Source organism: Bacillus sp. ISL-4 (genome assembly GCF_018613275.1).
GTDB classification, from domain to species: domain Bacteria; phylum Bacillota; class Bacilli; order Bacillales; family DSM-1321; genus Peribacillus; species Peribacillus simplex_E.
Genome location: NZ_JAGGQN010000012.1, coordinates 150,854 through 169,399 on the forward strand (window position 1 = coordinate 150,854; position 18,546 = coordinate 169,399).

At 42.8% G+C, this 18,546-nt stretch carries 15 protein-coding genes; 1 reads left to right on the plus strand and 14 read right to left on the minus strand.

From position 1 onward, the window contains the following. The 14 genes from rsgA to J7J00_RS10200 all read right to left on the minus strand — a co-directional run bounded on the left by rsgA (window position 1) and on the right by J7J00_RS10200 (window position 16,417). On the minus strand, window positions 1-882 hold the full coding sequence (gene rsgA / locus J7J00_RS10135) for a ribosome small subunit-dependent GTPase A (protein ID WP_214790332.1): 882 nt from the start codon (window positions 880-882) through the stop codon (window positions 1-3). A gap of 23 nt (window positions 883-905) precedes the next feature. After that, window positions 906-2,939 (minus strand): Stk1 family PASTA domain-containing Ser/Thr kinase, encoded by a 2,034-nt coding sequence (pknB, locus tag J7J00_RS10140; RefSeq protein WP_214790334.1) that lies wholly within the window; start codon window positions 2,937-2,939, stop codon window positions 906-908. A 5-nt stretch (window positions 2,940-2,944) separates the two neighbouring features. Continuing rightward, window positions 2,945-3,694 carry a Stp1/IreP family PP2C-type Ser/Thr phosphatase gene (locus tag J7J00_RS10145; RefSeq protein ID WP_214790336.1) on the minus strand — a complete coding sequence of 250 codons (750 nt, stop codon included), beginning with the start codon at window positions 3,692-3,694 and terminating at the stop codon, window positions 2,945-2,947. Between the two features lie 4 nt (window positions 3,695-3,698). Further along, entirely contained in the window at window positions 3,699-4,793 is a 1,095-nt protein-coding gene (gene rlmN / locus J7J00_RS10150) for a dual-specificity RNA methyltransferase RlmN (RefSeq protein ID WP_214790338.1), read from the minus strand. Then, on the minus strand, window positions 4,793-6,145 hold the full coding sequence (rsmB, locus tag J7J00_RS10155; protein ID WP_214790340.1) for a 16S rRNA (cytosine(967)-C(5))-methyltransferase RsmB: 1,353 nt from the start codon (window positions 6,143-6,145) through the stop codon (window positions 4,793-4,795). The genes rlmN and rsmB overlap by 1 nt, the downstream gene beginning before the upstream one ends. Next, on the minus strand, window positions 6,132-7,091 hold the full coding sequence (gene fmt / locus J7J00_RS10160) for a methionyl-tRNA formyltransferase (RefSeq protein ID WP_214790342.1): 960 nt from the start codon (window positions 7,089-7,091) through the stop codon (window positions 6,132-6,134). Before fmt ends, rsmB begins: the two co-directional genes overlap by 14 nt. Further along, window positions 7,088-7,573: a peptide deformylase gene (def, locus tag J7J00_RS10165; protein ID WP_214790344.1), complete on the minus strand. Its 486-nt coding sequence runs from the start codon at window positions 7,571-7,573 to the stop codon at window positions 7,088-7,090. The genes fmt and def overlap by 4 nt, the downstream gene beginning before the upstream one ends. A 94-nt stretch (window positions 7,574-7,667) precedes the next feature. Continuing rightward, window positions 7,668-10,079 carry a primosomal protein N' gene (priA, locus tag J7J00_RS10170; RefSeq protein ID WP_214790346.1) on the minus strand — a complete coding sequence of 804 codons (2,412 nt, stop codon included), beginning with the start codon at window positions 10,077-10,079 and terminating at the stop codon, window positions 7,668-7,670. Window positions 10,080-10,085: 6 nt separating this feature from the next. Beyond that, complete coding sequence (gene coaBC, locus J7J00_RS10175) at window positions 10,086-11,294, minus strand: bifunctional phosphopantothenoylcysteine decarboxylase/phosphopantothenate--cysteine ligase CoaBC (RefSeq protein WP_214790348.1); 1,209 nt, start codon at window positions 11,292-11,294, stop codon at window positions 10,086-10,088. Window positions 11,295-11,555: 261 nt separating this feature from the next. Next, window positions 11,556-11,762 carry a DNA-directed RNA polymerase subunit omega gene (rpoZ, locus tag J7J00_RS10180; RefSeq protein WP_214790350.1) on the minus strand — a complete coding sequence of 69 codons (207 nt, stop codon included), beginning with the start codon at window positions 11,760-11,762 and terminating at the stop codon, window positions 11,556-11,558. A gap of 3 nt (window positions 11,763-11,765) precedes the next feature. Then, window positions 11,766-12,380 carry a guanylate kinase gene (gene gmk, locus J7J00_RS10185; RefSeq protein ID WP_207437517.1) on the minus strand — a complete coding sequence of 205 codons (615 nt, stop codon included), beginning with the start codon at window positions 12,378-12,380 and terminating at the stop codon, window positions 11,766-11,768. A 10-nt stretch (window positions 12,381-12,390) separates the two neighbouring features. Further along, complete coding sequence (gene remA / locus J7J00_RS10190) at window positions 12,391-12,654, minus strand: extracellular matrix/biofilm regulator RemA (protein ID WP_034313813.1); 264 nt, start codon at window positions 12,652-12,654, stop codon at window positions 12,391-12,393. A 53-nt stretch (window positions 12,655-12,707) separates the two neighbouring features. Continuing rightward, on the minus strand, window positions 12,708-13,583 hold the full coding sequence (locus tag J7J00_RS10195) for a YicC/YloC family endoribonuclease (RefSeq protein WP_214790352.1): 876 nt from the start codon (window positions 13,581-13,583) through the stop codon (window positions 12,708-12,710). A gap of 155 nt (window positions 13,584-13,738) precedes the next feature. Next, window positions 13,739-16,417, minus strand: coding sequence for a calcium-translocating P-type ATPase, SERCA-type (locus J7J00_RS10200; protein ID WP_214790776.1), 2,679 nt, complete (start codon window positions 16,415-16,417; stop codon window positions 13,739-13,741). A 398-nt stretch (window positions 16,418-16,815) separates the two neighbouring features. Here J7J00_RS10200 and J7J00_RS10205 point away from each other — a divergent pair, with 398 nt between their 5' ends. Continuing rightward, window positions 16,816-18,537, plus strand: coding sequence for an Rqc2 family fibronectin-binding protein (locus J7J00_RS10205; RefSeq protein WP_214790354.1), 1,722 nt, complete (start codon window positions 16,816-16,818; stop codon window positions 18,535-18,537). The last annotated feature ends 9 nt before the right edge of the window (window positions 18,538-18,546 follow it).

Sequence of the window (18,546 nt, forward strand, 5' to 3'; positions counted from 1 at the left end):
TTAATACCTCGGCTTTCTATCTCTTATTTCTTCTAAGAATTGCATATAATGCTCATATCGATAACGTGGAATTTCCCCGGCATCAACCGCTTCCTTCACTGCACACTTCGGTTCTTTATCGTGCAGGCAGGCACGGAATTTACAGTCTTCCCCATACTTATGCATTTCCGGGAAGCAATAGGATAACCGTTCCGCTTCCATTTCCATGAATTCAAGTGAACTGAACCCTGGAGTATCTGCGACAAGTCCAGAGCCAATATGAATCAATTCAACGTGGCGGGTGGTATGCTTCCCACGTCCCAGGTGTGATGAAATATCATCCGTCTTTAAAGCCAAGTCAGGATTGATTGCATTCAGCAAAGACGATTTCCCAACGCCGGACTGACCGGCAAATACACTGGTTTTTCCTTCTAAATAAGGCACTAGTCCTTCAATTCCTCCAACAGTAACTGAAGATGTTTCCAGTACAGTATAGCCAAGTTTCTGATAGTCCTTGATATACTGAGACAATTTCTTTTGGTTTTCATCTGTAACCAAGTCAAGTTTCGTCACGACGATAATGGGTTCGATTTCGTTATCTTCGATCAGTACGAGGAATCGATCAAGCAATGCCGGACTGAAATCAGGCTCAACTGCTGAAAAGACAAGGATTGCCTGGTCTACATTCGAGATTTGCGGACGAATCAATTCATTCTTTCGCGGTTTTATTTCGGTCACGGTCCCGTCCGTTTTATTTTCCGCTTCAAAAACCACATAATCACCCACAAGCGGCGTTACCTTATTCTTCCTAAACACGCCCCGTCCGCGGCATTGATAGACCTCTTCACCATCAAGGACATAATAAAATCCACTTAATGCTTTGATAATTTTTCCTTCGGGCATAACCACACTCCTAATTATTAAATTTATTCTGGATATGAGACGGATTCGTCAATGATGACCTGATTGTCCCGCATGACTTTATATCCTGCTTTCTTATCCGGGGAAACCATTAATTCGATCGTTCTTTTGGCATCTGCCAAGATAAAGAATGTTTCTTGAGGCTCCGTCATGCTATTGTTGATATCCTCGATGAAAATTTGTATTTTTTGCGTTTTGCCTGGCTCAACCGGATCATACTCGATTTTGATTTCCTCCGTTACACTCTTGGGAGGAATCTCTTCTTTCCCTTTTGAAATGACCACTTTAACAGTACTGCCCTTTTCCACCTTCGTAGCAGGTTCCGGTGACTGGGAAATGACAAGCCCCTCTGCTACCGAATCATCATAGACTTCTTCTTCGACATCGATCTTTATTCCACTTTCACTGGAATAATCATCAAGGCCAGCTTTATTGAACCCCGTTAAGTTCTTCAAGCTCAGCAGATCTGCCCCTTTACTGACCGTTAGCTCAAGCTCCGTTTCGGATGGTACGACCTCAGAGGCACCCGAGGGCGATTGTTCTATGATTGTGCCGGCAGCACTGTCATCATATTTTTCGGTCACGCTTATGTTTTTGAAACCCATTTTTTCAAGCAGGGATTTAACATCAGAATAGTCTCGACCTTCATAACTGGACAATGAAATCGTCTCTTTACCAATACTTTGATAAATATCGATTACTGCACCTTCCTTGACCGTCTTACCTTCCTTAGGGTTGGTTTTGATCACATGACCAGCTTCAACCTCTTCATCTTCAATCTCGATCGTTTCTCCAACTTCCAAATGCAATTTAAGCAATTCAGTCATGGCATCATCCAATTCTTCCCCTTTAAGGTCCGGGATCGTCACTTCCTTCGAAACAAGGAGGGGAGGTAAAACAGTGACAGATAAAACAGCAAGCAGGGCGAGAACTAAAAAGGTGGTCACCAAGATCGCAGGCGTGTTATTTCGTTTTTTACCTTTATGTCCCGACTTATTTTTTTGTTTTTTCTGTTTCTTTTGTTTTTTCGGTTTCTTTTTCGATTTACTCTCTGCTTCTGATTCACTTTCTTCATCGTCCGCATAGACCAATGTATTTTTTTCCGGACCCCTTATGATTGTCTCATCCACGCTTGAAATCTGATCATCCGTAATGACGGGGATGGCTTTTGTTGCATCATGATCTTCAGGAATGGCAAAAGGCAGTTCATTTGAACGCTCAGGATTAAGCGAAGTCCGCATGTCATCTTCCATTGAGTCCACGCTATCATAGCGGTAATATGAATCTTTGGCTGTCGCTTTCAGGATAATATTTTCCACACTCTGAGGTATTTCAGAGTTCCAGCGTTTTGGCGAAGGAGTTTCCGATTGTAAATGTTTAAGCGCTATCGAAACGGCTGATTCACCAGAAAAAGGCAATCTCCCCGTCAACAATTCAAACATGACGATACCAAGTGAATAAATGTCCGATTTCTTATTGGCCATACCGCCTCTGGCCTGTTCCGGAGATAAGTAATGAACCGAGCCCAAGACTGCGTTGGTCTGCGTTATGTTTGTTGCACTTAGGGCCAATGCAATGCCGAAGTCCGTAATCTTGACGGTTCCTTCTTTATCTATCAAAATGTTCTGTGGCTTGATGTCACGATGGATAATCCCATTATGATGGGCATGGGAAATCGCTGCCGTGATTTGCTTCATGATATCCAGGGCTTCATCAACTGGAATTGGATAATATTTTTGTATGTATTGCTTTAGTGTAAAACCGTCCACGTATTCCATTACAATATAATAGATTGAATCTTCTTCACCAACATCATAAATACTTACGATATTGGGATGGGCCAAACTGGTTGCCGATTGGGCTTCCCGATTGAAGCGCTTGATGAACTCTTCGTCATTATTAAAGTCCATGCGAAGGATTTTTAATGCAACGTCCCTATCTAAGATCATATCCCTTGCAAGGTAAACATTCGCCATACCGCCGCCGCCGACCATCTCGATCAGTTTATAACGGCCGTTGATTCTTCTACCAATCAACATTCAATTCACCTGCTTTCACTTTCTTCAGTAAATTGAACAAGCACAAGGGTGATATTATCTTCCCCACCGTAGTGATTGGCCTTATCTATTAATGAATTCGCCTTTTCTTCAAGTGACTGTCCATTGGTTATGGTTTCTTCCAGTTCCTGTTCACTCACTTTATTCGTTAATCCATCCGAACAAAGCAATAGTAAATCATTTTCTTCGAAGATGACAGTCATAATGTCCATTTCCACTTGCATTTCTGTCCCCAGGGCTCGTAATAAAACATTTTTCCGTGGGTGGTTTTCGGCATCTTCCTTCGAAATCTGCCCGGAACGGACCAATTCATTAACAAGTGAATGATCTTCCGTAACCTGCTTAAAACCGCTCTCATTATACAAATAACATCGGCTGTCCCCGATGTTGGCAATGGTAGCAAACTTGTCGGTGCAAATGGCTGCAACGATGGTGGTCCCCATGCCCTTACATTCCGTATTCGCTTCAGCATGTTCAAAAAGCAACTGATTGACCAAGACGATTTGATGCTTCAGCCAATCCTCGGCATCATTTGCCGTTTCGATACCTGTAGATGCTTCCCAGCCCTTTTTCAGAAGGTCTATCGTCATTGCACTGGCTACATCCCCGGCACGGTGGCCGCCCATGCCATCTGCAACGATGGCAAGGCGAACGCCTTCCGAGTTCTTAAAGATTCCGCCATTATCTTCATTATGCTGGCGGACTTTTCCACGGTCTGTCTTAAATATTGCCCTCATAGGGTCACCTCGTCTCTTCTTTGCGCTCCTTGGCCCGAAGCTGGCCGCAGGCTGCGTCAATATCACTGCCTTGTTCCCTTCGGATCGTTACATTAATGCCGCGCTTCTTCAATGTTTTTTCAAACTCAAAAATTTGTTCCCGAGGTGTACGTACATAGTTGCGTTCAGGTACATAGTTAACCGGTATTAAGTTAACATGGCATTTTATCCCTTTTATTAAACTTGCTAATTCTTCTGCGTGTTCCACTGTATCATTTTCGCCACCGAATAGGCCATATTCAAAACTTACACGGCGACCTGTTTTTTCTGTATAGTATTTGATGGATTCAATCAAGTCTGGAAGCTTGTAGGCCTTATTGATTGGCATCAATTTACTTCTCAATTCCGTATTCGGTGCATGAAGGGAAACAGCAAAGTTTATTTGCATGCTTTCTTCGGCAAACTTATAGATTTTAGGAATGATTCCACTTGTGGAAACGGTAATATGACGCGCCCCGATGTTCAAGCCCTTTTCATGGTTTATATTCTTCAAAAATGACATCATATTATCGTAGTTATCAAACGGTTCACCGATTCCCATGATAACGACTGAACTAATACGTTCTTCCAATTCGTCAAGTGCTTGCTGAACTTTAACGACCTGGGCAACAATTTCCCCTGATTCAAGATTACGCTTTAAACCGCCTAGTGTCGATGCACAGAATGTACAGCCAATTCTACATCCTACCTGCGTTGTTACGCAAATGGAGTTTCCGTATTCATGGCGCATCAGCACCGTTTCAATCGAATATCCATCATGGAGTTCAAATAAAAACTTCATCGTTCCGTCATTGGACGTTTGCTGAATCAAAGTTTTCAATGTCGTGAAGGTGAATTGTGATTCCAGCTTATCCCGTAATGTTTTCGAAAGGTTGGACATATCTTCAAAACTGGAGACACGCTTTTTATAAAGCCAGTCATATACTTGATCGGCCCGGAATGCCTTCTCTCCATTTTGAATAAGCCATTCTTTAATTTGGTGAAGCTCTAATGAGTAGATCGATGGTTTTTCTGGTGTCGTGTCTTTTCTTACTCTAGATGATTTAGTGATTTCTGCCATTACAGCACCTTCTTTCTAAAACTCGCAATAAAGAATCCGTCACTGCTAAAATATTGCGGAAAAACTTGCAGCGTATGACCCTCGATAAATGGCTGAACGCTTTCAGGCATTCTTGTGGACAAGGTTGCATCGCTTTCAAAATCCGGATGGTTTTCCAAAAATGCTGCAGCGACTTTGTCATTTTCTTCTTTATCCACCGTACAGGTACTATATACTAACCGTCCGCCTTGCTTGACAAGCGGGGCAGCCGATTCCAATAATTGTTTTTGTATACTTGAGAGTTTCATTATATCATCTTTTGTTTTAGTGTACTTTACATCAGGCTTCCGGCGCATGACTCCCAACCCGGAACATGGTGCATCGATCAGCACCCTGTCAAACCCTTCCTTATTGAAGTGTTCTTGCACTTTCCTGCTATCAAGGGCCATTGTCTTAATATTGTTTCTGAGTTTTAGGCGCTCAGCCTGCTCTTTAATGAGCTTGACCTTATGCTCATGAAGGTCGAGCGCATATACTTGTCCAGTGGTCAAGCCTTCTGCGATATGTGTCGTTTTCCCTCCAGGTGCAGCACAGCAATCGAGTACAGCATCATTTTCATTCGCACCTAATGCATGGGCTACAAGCATTGAACTCTCGTCCTGAATCGATAAATACCCTAATTTGTAGCTTTCTGAATGAGCAAGATTCCCTTTATAGCTGACGATTGCTTCGGGAACGACTTCACTTGCTTCAACATCATATCCTTCTTCCGTTAATATGCTGATCAGTTCACGGCGTGAAATCTTCTTTAAATTAACCCGTCCCGTCTGTAAAGGCGCAGTTAAGTTGATTTCACACATTTCCTTGGTTTTTTCATAACCAAATTGCTCTACCCAACGCTTGACCAACCAAATTGGGTGACTTACTTCTATGGAAAGCCGTTCCAGATCATCTTTAATATCACCTAAAGAAGGAACACCATTTCTTTGAATATTACGAAGTACACCATTTACCATCGAAGATGTACCTTTATGCCCGCGCTTTTTGGAAATTTCGACGGCCTCGAAAATGATTGCATGATCAGGCACTTTATCTAAATAGACCATTTGGTAAACGGAAAGTCTAAGTAAATTGATGACCCAGCTTTGCGTTTTTTTCGGTTGTTTAATATATGGGTTCAAATAATAGTCCAAAGTCATCTTCCGCTGTATGGTACCGTAGCTTATTTCTGTAAGCAGTCCGCTGTCCACGGCGGATAACTGGTGCTTTTTAATCAAATTGTTCAATAATAGGTTACTGTAGGATTGGTTTTTCTCTACAGATTCCAAGATATCGAGAGCGATTTCACGTACTCCCTTTTTAGTTTGCTTCATTCTGTTCTCCTAACTTCATGCCTGCTTTAATGAACGATCCGGCTCCGCGCAAATAATCTTTCGCCGGCATTTTTTTCTTCCCTGAAGGCTGCAGTTCTGTAACTAGTATTGCCGTCTCATTGCCTGTCGAAACGATGAAACCATCACTTTGTACATCAATGACCGTGCCCGGCACTGCCTGATTGCCATCTTCAAGTTTCTTTACCTGCCAAATTTTCAAAATGGCCCCGTCTAAGGTTGTATAAGCAACTGGCCAAGGATTCAGGCCACGTACATGGTTATAGATGTCTTCCCCTGATTTCGACCAGTCGATTTTTTCCTCAGACCGTTTTATGTTAGGCGCAAAGGACGCTTTTGCCTCATCCTGCTTGATTGCCTGTAACTCCTGATTTATAAGTTTCGGAAGCGTCTCTGCAAGTAAATCCGACCCTATCTTGCTTAATTTATCATGCAGTGAACCTACATTGTCTTCTTCCTCTATAATAACCTCCGCCTGAGTCAATATATCACCGGCATCCAATTTTTCCGCCATATACATGATGGTTATTCCCGTTTTTTCTTTCCCTTGTAAAATGGAATAATGAATTGGCGCCCCTCCACGCAGTTCAGGAAGCAGGGAGGCATGTACATTAATACAGCCGTACTTAGGGGCATCCAGCAATTCATTCGGAAGGATTTGACCGAAAGCCGCCGTCACCACTAAGTCAGGATTCAATGCAATGATTTTTTCAAGTTCTTCTTTTTCACGGATTTTTTCGGGCTGATAAACGGGAATCCCCTGCTTTTCGGATTCGACCTTAACTGGCGGCGGCGTCAGCACCTTTTTGCGGCCTACTGGACGATCGGGCTGTGTGACCACAGCGATCACATCATACCCTTCTTCAATGATTCTTCTCAATACCGGCACTGAAAAGTCCGGCGTACCCATAAATATAATTTTTGTCATTCTTCTCCAAACCTTTCTAACTCTTCTTCCGAAATATACCGGGAAACCTTACTTGTAAATAAAACTCCTTGCAGATGATCAATTTCGTGCTGAAGGGCCCTCGCGAGGAAATCCTCCGCTTCTATCTCGAAAAAAGATCCTTTTCGGTCTTGTGCCCGGACTTTGACACGGTATGGACGCGATACTTCGCCATATAAACTCGGGAAGCTCAAGCATCCTTCAACACCTGTCTGTTCGCCTTCCACTTCCAGCACTTCCGGATTAATCAGTTCGATAGCACCTGATCCTTCCTCTAGTTCGACGACGGCCACTTGCTTTTTCACGCCAACCTGAGGTGCTGCAAGTCCAACGCCATCCGCCTCCACCATCGTTTCATACATATTATTTAACAGCTTTGCCAACTTTTTATCAAAACTTGTTACTTTATCGCATTTTTGTTGTAAAATTTTTTCAGGAAACAAGACAATCGGTAAAATAGCCAAAATTAAAGGTACCCTCCTAGATATGAAAACAACACTTCATTATATAAAAACGCAAGCTGAAACAGCTCGCGGTAATCATCCATCTCTTAAACAATTACATCATGATCTGTGGATTTAAATCTATTGAAATCTGCAGATGATTTTGAGCGGTTTCTTTTTGGTAATGCTCCAAAAGTGTGCGTAGATGCTGATTAAGGTCCGGCTCTCGTTTGTATTTTATCAGACATTGATAGCGATATCTATTGTTGATTCGACTAATGGGCGAAGCAACCGGACCTAGTACGATAGAATCCCGATTCAATCGTGAGCCTAAATAATTGGTGATTTTTTCAGTAACACTGACCGTCTTCATTAAGTCTTCATGTGAAACGGTTATAAGGACAACATAATAATAGGGAGGGTAATGACTTTGCCTCCTTAGATGCATCTCCCGTTCATAAAAAGCATCAAAATCCTGTAAGGCAGAAAGCTCGATGCTGTAATGCTCAGGCGTATAGGTTTGGATGACCACTTCTCCCGGTAGCTGATGACGTCCCGCCCTTCCGCTTACCTGTGTCAGCAGCTGGAATGTCTTTTCAGAAGAACGGAAATCAGGCAGATGTAGCATCGTATCAGCTGATAGGACTCCAACAAGAGTGATATTAGGAAAATCAAGGCCCTTGGCTATCATTTGGGTACCTAACAATATATCGGCCTTCCCTTCACCAAAAGCATTCAGCAACCGCTCATGTGAACCTTTCTTGCTCGTCGTGTCAACATCCATTCGTATGACCCGTGCTTCAGGGAGGATTTTTGCTAGCTCTTCTTCAACCTTTTGAGTGCCTGTACCGAAGAACCTTATATGTTCACTTTCACATTCAGGGCAAACGGAAGGCATCCCCTCTTCAAACCCACAATAATGGCATTTCATTATATCATTAAAGCGATGATAAGTAAGTGAAATGTCACAATTAGGGCAGTTGATGACCAACCCGCAGCTTCGGCACATCACAAAGGAAGAATGTCCCCTTTTATTTAGCATCAGGACTGTTTGCTCTCCCTTCTCAAGCCGGTCTTTCAGCTTGGTAAAGAGCAGCTCCGAAAACATGGAACGGTTTCCCGTTCTTAGTTCTTCCCTCATATCTACAATATCCACTGCTGGCAACGCACTTTTATTCATCCTCTGGCTAAGGGTCAATAATTTATAGACGTTTTTCTTAGCACGCGCAAAAGATTCAAGTGTAGGTGTGGCGCTGCCAAGAATTACCGGACACTTATATGATTTTGCTCTTTCAATGGCAACATCCCTGGCGTGGTACCTTGGGGTTTCTTCTTGCTTATAACTGGATTCATGTTCTTCATCAATGATGATCAGCCCCAGGTTTTCAAAAGGAGCAAACACGGCTGAACGCGCGCCCACCACCACTTTAACTTCCTTACGGTGAATTTTCCGCCATTCATCATATTTTTCACCTACGGATAAACCGCTATGCATGACAGCTACCTGCTCACCAAATCGTTCCTTAAACCGCTTCACCGTCTGTGGCGTTAAGGAGATTTCAGGTACAAGCATGATGGCTTCCTTCCCTTTTTCAATGACAGAGGCAATTGCCTGTAGATACACTTCCGTCTTCCCGCTGCCTGTTACACCATATAAAAGAAAGACATCATGTTCATCATGATGTATTTTCTCGTTGATGGGCTTCAAGGCAGCTGTTTGTTCAGCTGTTAGTTTAAAGGGTGTGGATTTTTCGAACACACGGTTTTCATACGGATCACGGTATATTTCTTGATCCATTTCCGCCAAAGCCCCTTTTGACACTAGGGATTTGACGGTACCGCTTGATGTGTTTATCAATTCAAGCAATTCCTTTAACGGAATGGGTTCTTGATGTTCAATAAAGTATTGAAGGAGTTCCTGTTGTTTTTTTGCATGGCTGGACATGGCTGATGCCATTTCTTTCAGTTCCTTAGGGGAAAGCAAAGATTTAATGACACGGACCGTCTTCTTATTTAGTCGGTTTTTCACATTATATACGAGCTCAAGATTGCCATTTTGCATTTCCTTTTGGAAGAGGGAGGCGTTCTCCCCTTCAATCACGTCTTTCCAAGATATTGAATCATTTTTTCCGAAAAGGTTTTGAATGAAGAGAGGCAGCTGATCCTTTTTATCTTCAACGACTTTAATAACTTTTTCATACTTTGCTTTCATCGCTGCCGGAAGCATGGCCTGCAGCGCTGAAATTTTAAAACACATCGCCTCTTTAGTCAACCAGTCACCAAGCTGCAGCAATTCATCATTAAGGATAGGCTCCAAATCCATTGGTTCCTTTATATTGCGTAATTTCGCAAAGTCGCTTTTAGCTTTTAAGCCTGTGACGAATCCCTGCACCATTCTTGGACCGAATGGGACGATGACCCGCATTCCGGGCTTGATGACTTGGTTCCACTTTTCAGGTATGCGATAGTCGAATTCTCGATCCGTTTGTTTAGCAGGTACATCCACGATGACGGATGCTATATCCATAAGACATCATTCCTTTTGCATGCGGGATACTTCTGCCAGGATGCTTTTAGCTATATCCGCTTTACTCATTTTTGGAAGTTCGATCGCACTTCCATCTTTATCGTAAATGGTCACGATGTTCGTATCCGTTCCAAATCCTGCCCCTCCGACGGTAACATTATTGGCAACGATCATATCTGCGTTCTTTTTGACTAATTTTCCTCTAGCGTATTCTTCGACGTTGTTCGTTTCAGCCGCAAAACCTACCAAGATCTGATGAGTTTTATTTTCACCGAGTTCCTTAAGGATATCCTTTGTCCGTTCAAATTCAATCACATTTTCCCCTGGCTGCTTTTTCATCTTTTGAGCATGATAAATCTTTGGTTTATAGTCCGCCACTGCAGCCGTCATGATTACGACGTCACTGGAATCGAACTGATCGAATACCGCATCATACATATCCGCTGCAGATTCCACTGGTATTACTCTAGCCTTGAAAGGTGGCGTCAAGTTCACGGGGCCAGTAATCAATGTCACTTCAGCACCCATTTCAATTGCCTCTTCGGCTAGGGCATAGCCCATTTTGCCGCTGGAATGATTCGTCACGTAACGCACCGGATCAATCGCTTCACGAGTCGGTCCTGCCGTTATCAAATATTTCTTTCCTTTAAGAGGCTGTTTCTGTGATTTGCGTTCACCGAAATATCGATTAAGATGTTCCACGATTGTTTCCGGTTCCTCCAATCGCCCTTTTCCTACATAACCGCAGGCCAAATACCCTTCACCCGGTTCAATGAATTGATATCCAAACGACCGAAGTGTCTCCATATTTTTCTGAACCGCTGGATGGGCGTACATGTGCACGTTCATTGCCGGCGCAACCCAAACAGGTGCTTCCGTTGCCAGTAGCGTAGTCGTGATCATATCATCCGCGATTCCATTGGCCACCTTGCCAATGACATTGGCTGTAGCTGGGGCCAACAGGATGATATCAGCCCAATCAGCCAAGTCGATGTGGGCAATGACTGAAGAATCCTTCTCATCAAAAGTATCTGTATAAACATCATTTCTCGAAAGTGCCTGAAAGGTGAGCGGCGTCACGAACTTACGTGCCGATTCACTCATGATCACTTTTACATGCGCACCTTCCTGAGTTAATTTACTTGTCAGGGCAGCAGCCTTATATACAGCAATCCCGCCGGTGACACAAAGAAGTACTTTTTTATCGATAAGCATGCAAATTTCCCCTAACTATACATTCTATTTTTTCTAATTATGACGGAAAACCGAAGAAATTTCATTTGAAATGCGCAATAACTTATAGATCCTCTCAGATATTCGATATATCACCTGATTTAACCAATGATTTTAGTTACTTATAAAAAAATCAAAACAAACAGGCCTGACACCTTGGCCGCAGGAAGGAAGCACTCTCCAAATGTAACGCTCCTGTTTGCTTTAGGGTGTCAGGCCCGATAGGTCAAGCTATGTGTTCTCTTAGTTTTCCTCGTAAGAATTATCATAAGTCAATTTACCGGAATGAATTTCTTCAAGGGCACGACCTACCGATTTATGGGAAACCGGTTGTTTTATGAGGCAGTTATCTTTAATTTGCATTTCCCTGGCGCGTTTAGCCGCCACTGATACAAGTGAGTATTTAGAATCGATTTTAAGTAATAGAGAATCAATTGATGGATATAACATAATTTATTCCGCCTCCAACATTTTTTTATATAAAACAGCAACTCTTTCCCGACGGCAATGCTCGGCAATTACAATTGCATTAATTCGCGCACATGCGGAATCCACATGATCATTTTCAACAACATAATCGTACAGATCCATAAGTTCTATTTCTTCCTTAGCCACCTTCATACGTCCTTTTATCGCTTCCTCCGTCTCGGTTCCGCGAGTAACGATGCGGCTTTCGAGTTCAGTCAAACTCGGAGGAGCAAGGAAAATGAAAAGTCCTTCAGGGAATTTCTCCCGGACCTGTTTAGCTCCTTGAACTTCTATTTCCAGAAATACATCTTTTCCGGAATCGATTGTTTCACGGACATAATCCACGGGTGTTCCATAATAATTACCGACGAACTCAGCATATTCCAGCAATTTTCCTTCTTCGATAAGTGCTTCGAATTCCTCGCGTTTTTTGAAGAAATAGTCCACGCCGTCCACTTCACCATGGCGAGGCAGCCGTGTCGTCATCGAAATTGAATATTCGAATGCCGTTCCTGGCTGAGAAAAAATCGCCTTCCTTACAGTTCCTTTACCAACACCGGATGGACCGGACAAAACGATTAATAAACCTTTTTCTCTCATATTGTTTCAGTTACCCCTCTTCTACGCTGTCATCTCTGTCTTGGAGCCGTGCAGCAACCGTTTCCGGTTGAACGGCAGATAAGATAACATGGTCGCTGTCTGTAATTATTACGGCCCTGGTTCTTCTACCATATGTAGCATCTATTAAGGATCCGCGGTCCCGGGCGTCTTGGATGATCCTTTTGATCGGAGCCGATTCCGGGCTCACGATTGATACGATCCGGTTTGCGGAAACGATATTCCCAAAACCAATATTAATGAGCTTTATTGACATTTTAGTCCCCCATTCATATCTATTGTCACCTTGTTAGGTTCATCATAAACCGACTACTCGATATTTTGAACCTGTTCCTTTAATTTTTCAAGAAGACTTTTCATTTCCACCACTTCTTTGGTAATGGCCGAATCATTTGCCTTTGATCCAATCGTATTGACTTCCCTGTTCATTTCCTGGACAAGGAAGTCAAGTTTTCTTCCAATTGGTTCACTATGGGTAAGCGTTCTTGAAAATTGCTGTACATGGCTATCGAGTCTGGTCAGTTCTTCATTTATATCACATTTATCAGCAAAAATGGCCGCTTCTGTAACAATGCGGCTATCTTCAATCAATCCTTCAGTCAACTCCGCCAGTTTGATTTCCAACCGGGCTTTATATTTCTCGACGACTGAAGGTGCATGCATTTTGACCCCTGCTACAATCTCACCGAACCTTTTCAGCTGGCGTTTCATGTCCAAGGCCAGTTCCTGACCTTCCAGATTCCGCATTTTTTCCAGATTTTCCAATGCTCCCGTGACAGCCTTCAATAACAGGGATTCCAAATCGGCAGGAACCGCAGGTACTTCTTCCGTTATGAAAATCGATTCAAGTTGCAGCATATCCTGTAATGTAATGGAACTTTCCAGATTGTACTTTCGCTTGACTTCATCCATCAAACCCACATACTGATCCGCAAGATTCCAATCGATCTTCACCTTTTTGGAAACTAGGCTCTCACCTTCCACTGAAATGAAGATTTCCACCCGTCCCCTTCTTATGTATTGATTCGCCTTCTTCTTCACCTTTTCTTCCAAAACCAAAAGCTGGCGCGGCATCCGAATCGTATATTCACAAAAACGATGGTTTACGGTCTTAATTTCGGCAAAAACCTTGACCTGTTCGTTTTCCGCTTCTTCTCTTCCATAGCCCGTCATACTGGTAACCATGGTTCCACATCCTATCAAACATAATGTAGTAATTTGGCCTTTAACTTTCATTATATATTAGCTACAGCACGAAAACTTAAGCTCACAAATAAAATACTACAAAAATAAAAAGGCAATAGAGCATGACTCTACCACCTTAAAGATTATATCATATATCATTGTGCTTTTCTTGCTAAAAAGGTTCCAGCCAGTAAAAAAGTTGGAATGGATGCCATCCCTATAACTAATAGCCAATCCCTTCCCGAAATCGGTACTGTATGAAAGATCGTTTGTAAAGGCTGCACATACATGACGGCTACCATTAATAATAGGGAGGACAGTACCGCCCCCACTAGATAAAGGTTACCGAATGGATTTCTCGAGAAGATCGAACGTTCGCTTCGGCAATCGAATACATGTATTAGCTGAGCTAGTACCAAGGTAGCGAACGCAATCGTTTGTGCATAAGCAAGATTATCCGGATTTGCACGGTATACCACATAAAATGCGATCAATGTAGAAATCCCGATCAGAAAACCACGAGAGATGATCTTCCAGCCAAGCCCTCTTCCAAAAACACCTTCATTAGCATTTCTTGGATTTCTTTTCATTACATCTTCTTCTGCGGAATCCAGTCCCAATGCCATCGCAGGCAGTCCGTCGGTAACAAGGTTCACGAATAAGATCTGGATTGGTATCAAAGGTAATGGCAAGGCACATAGCATCGCAAAAAACATGACCAAAATCTCCCCAACATTGGACGCAAGCAGATAACGGATGAACTTCCTGATGTTTTCGTAAATATTCCTGCCTTCTTTGATGGCCGATTTAATAGTGGCAAAATTGTCGTCAACCAATATCAAGGAAGAAGCTTCCTTAGCGACATCAGTACCCGTGATACCCATGGATATACCAATATCCGCTGATTTTATCGCAGGAGCATCATTGACACCATCCCCTGTCATTGCAACGACATGTCCTTTATTTTGCAGGGCTTTTACGATTTTCAACTTATGTTCCGGGGAAACGCGGGCAAATACTGAAACACTTTCAACAACTTCCTCAAGTTCCCCGACTTCCATGTCGGCCAATTGCCGTCCTTCTAGTACACGGTCTTTTCCTTTTAAAATACCAAGTTCTTTAGCTATTGCCTTTGCTGTTATTACATGGTCGCCAGTAATCATGACAGTTTTGATCCCGGCATCCCGGCATTCCTTAACTGCCTGCTTCACTTCCGGACGTGGGGGGTCGATCATGCCCTGCAGTCCCATGAAGGTCAAATTGCGCTCAGCTTCGGTTTCATGCAGCAAAATCGTTCCTTTTGAAAGGGGTTTATAACCAACAGCAATCATTCGAAGTGCCTGAGAGGCAAGCCCATTCATGTCCTCTTGCACCCTTTCCTTACTCTTCTGATTCAATATTTCCGACTTTCCTTCCCAAAGAATCGTGTCGGACTGGGCAATCAATACATCAGGGGCCCCTTTTACGATGACGAAATGATTATCTTTATCATCCTTCACTATGACACTCATCATTTTGCGGCTCGAGTCAAATGGAAACTCCTTGACTATCGTAAACCTCTTAGACAAGTGTTCTTTCGTCAAGCCCGCTTTCATTGCCGCGACCAACATCGCCCCTTCTGTCGGATCACCATCTAAAATATATCGTTTACCATTCTCCTTTAACTCGGCTTTATTACAGAGCATGCCGAATGTAATTATTTGAAGCAAGGCATTATGGTTTTTCGGGGCAACTGAAACTCCCTCTAAGGAAAACTCCCCGACAGGATTATAACCAGTACCGCCGACATCCCAAGTTTTCCCTCCACTCCAGACCTTCGTCACCGTCATTTTGTTTTGTGTCAGTGTACCTGTCTTATCTGAGCAAATCACCGTTGCGCAGCCAAGCGTTTCTACGGCAGGAAGCTTGCGGACAATCGCTTTTTGTTTGATCATACGCTGAACACCCAAAGACAATGCTACGGTCACAATGGCTGGCAAGCCTTCAGGAATCGCCGCAACAGCCAAAGATACCCCGGCCAAAAACATCGTATAGAGGTCATGCCCTTGAATGACGCCAGTCAGGACCACGATTACAGTTAATATTAAAGCTGTGACGATCAAAATTTTGCCTAGCTGCTCCAACCTCCGTTGAAGCGGTGTTTCTTTTGTTTCTGCAGTTTGCAGGAGATCCGCAATCTTGCCCATCGCCGTATTCATTCCTGTAGCGATTACGATTCCGACCCCATTTCCTCTTGATACCATCGTTCCCATAAAAGCCATATTTTCCTGATCACCGATACCTTCAACCTCATTCATCAATGGATCAGAACATTTAACGGCCGGGAGTGACTCGCCGGTAAGTGCAGACTCTTCTATTTCAAGGCTTGACTGGTCGATGATCCGTAAATCGGCACCAATTCGGTCACCACTCGAAAACTTCAGGATATCCCCTACTACGACTTCTCTCGATGGGACTTTCAGCCACTTGCCATCCCGAAGTACGTTAACTTGCGGCGCAGCCATTTCCTTTAGGGCATCCAGGGATTTCTCGGCCTTCCGTTCTTGAAAAAACCCAAGTAATCCATTCAAAAAAACAATCGCCATGATGGCAATCGCATCGATATATTCACCCAATATCCCGGAGATTAAGGTGGCGGCAAGTAAAACTATGACCATGAAATCTTTGAATTGGGCGAAAAATAAAAGAATGGCTGACTGTTTTTCTCCTTCCCTCAATTCGTTAAAGCCATGCTGTCGCAGCCTGTCCTTTACTTCATCATCGTCCAAACCGTGTGTAACGTTTGTTTGAAGCGCTTTCTCCATTTCTTGATTATTCATCTCCTTGAACTCCATCAAGTATCACACATCCCTTTGAATAGAATGAAATAGGCTCCTGTATACATCTCAACAGGCGCTTTTTGCTTTACTCATCCAACACCTGCCTGCTTATCGATACATAAAACAACCTGCTCTTCTTCCATGATTATTCAGACTCGTCCAAAATAATGCTATAATTAAACAGAATTGCGGAAAGAAGAACGATCCGGATAATTTAATGAATGAACGACCGCTAATCATGATGAATGGACCAAATTTGTATTTAATCTCTGGAACCAAAAAAAGCAGCCATTCAATTTACCTGAACTAACAACCCCAGCTTTTCACCCAGTTCGCTAAAAAATTGGGATTAGCTAAAATGGGCAGCCAAAATGAGTTCTTAGAAAATCTTATGTAAAGGAAGTAAAAATAGAATGTCATTTGATGGATTATTCACGAAAGCGATGACGGAAGAAATCGCTTCTTTATTAAAAGGTGGACGAATCAATAAGGTACATCAGCCTTATAAAAATGAAGTAATACTGGTTGTTCGTGCTGGAGGTAAGAACCATAAGCTCCTATTATCAGCCCACCCAAGTTATTCGAGGGTGCAAATGACCGAAGAGAGTTATGAAAATCCCAAAGAGGCACCCATGTTCTGTATGCTTCTTAGGAAACACCTCGAAGGCTATACGATAGAAAATATTTATCAATATGAACTTGATAGAATGATCATTTTTGAAGTGAAGGGGCGCAATGAGCTTGGTGATGTCTCTCAAAAGCAGTTAATCATCGAAATCATGGGGCGTCACAGCAACATTGTTTTAGTCGATAAAGAACGAAATATGATTTTGGACAGCATTAAGCATGTTTCACATGCCGTTAACAGTTATCGGGCGATATTGCCTGGCCAGGAATATTTGGCCCCGCCCGCACAAGAAAAGAAGAATCCATTCGAGGCTACCGAGGACGATATAAGGAAGAATATTGACTTCAATGCAGGAAAGCTGGATCGGCAGCTTGTTGAGCATTTTTCTGGAGTTTCACCATTAGTTGCAAAGGAAGCCGTTTACCTGGCTGGACTTGCCAACAGCACGACCCTTCCATCAGCTTTTTTAAAGATTATCCAAGAAATCTCGGAGCAAAACTATACTGCGATGATCAAACAAGATGGAAATAAAGAAGTTTTTTATATGCTTCCACTAGAGCATCTGACTGGGAATCAACGTACGTTTCCTTCATTGAGTGAGATGCTCGACCGCTATTACTTCGGAAAGGCAGAAAGAGATCGGGTTAAGCAAAAGAGCCAGGATGTAGAACGTTTCATTACTAATGAAATAGAAAAAAACTCAAAAAAAATCGGGAAGCTCGAACGTACATTAAAAGATACGGAACGCGGAGAACAGTATCAGTTGTTCGGTGAGCTGCTTACAGCTAATCTATATCAAATGAAAAAAGGCATGAAGGAAATAGAAGTCGTCAATTATTATGATGAAGAACAAAGTATGGTCACCATCCCGCTTGACCCATTAAAAAATCCATCTGATAATGCACAGAAGTACTTCTCCAGATACCAAAAGTCCAAAAATGCAGTCGGAGTCGTCCAAGAACAAATCGAAAAAACAAAATTGGAATTGGCCTACTTTGAAGCCTTGCATCAGCAGCTCCAATCAGCTTCACCGAGAGATATAGAGGAGATTCGCGAAGAACTTCAGGAGGAAGGATACATTAGGCAAAAAAAGAAAAAAGGCATGAAAAAGCCTGCAAATGCAAAACCGCAGCTTGAAACATATTATGCTACAGATGGAGATCTCATTTTTGTCGGGAAGAATAATAAACAAAATGATTATCTAACGAATAAGTTTGCACGCCGTGATGAAATATGGCTTCATACCAAAGATATACCTGGCTCACATGTTGTGATTCGAAATGAATCGCCAAGTGAAAAAACGATAAAAGAGGCAGCCGTATTAGCAGCTTTCTTCAGTAAAGCACAGCAATCGAGCTCAGTACCCGTTGACTTCACACAAGTTCGCCATGTTAAGAAACCGAATGGTTCCAAACCCGGGTTCGTGATCTACGACCAGCAGCAGACCGTATATATTACTCCTGATGCCGATACTGTCATACGCCTAAAGGAAGCTGTAAAGGATTGAAAGGTAAAA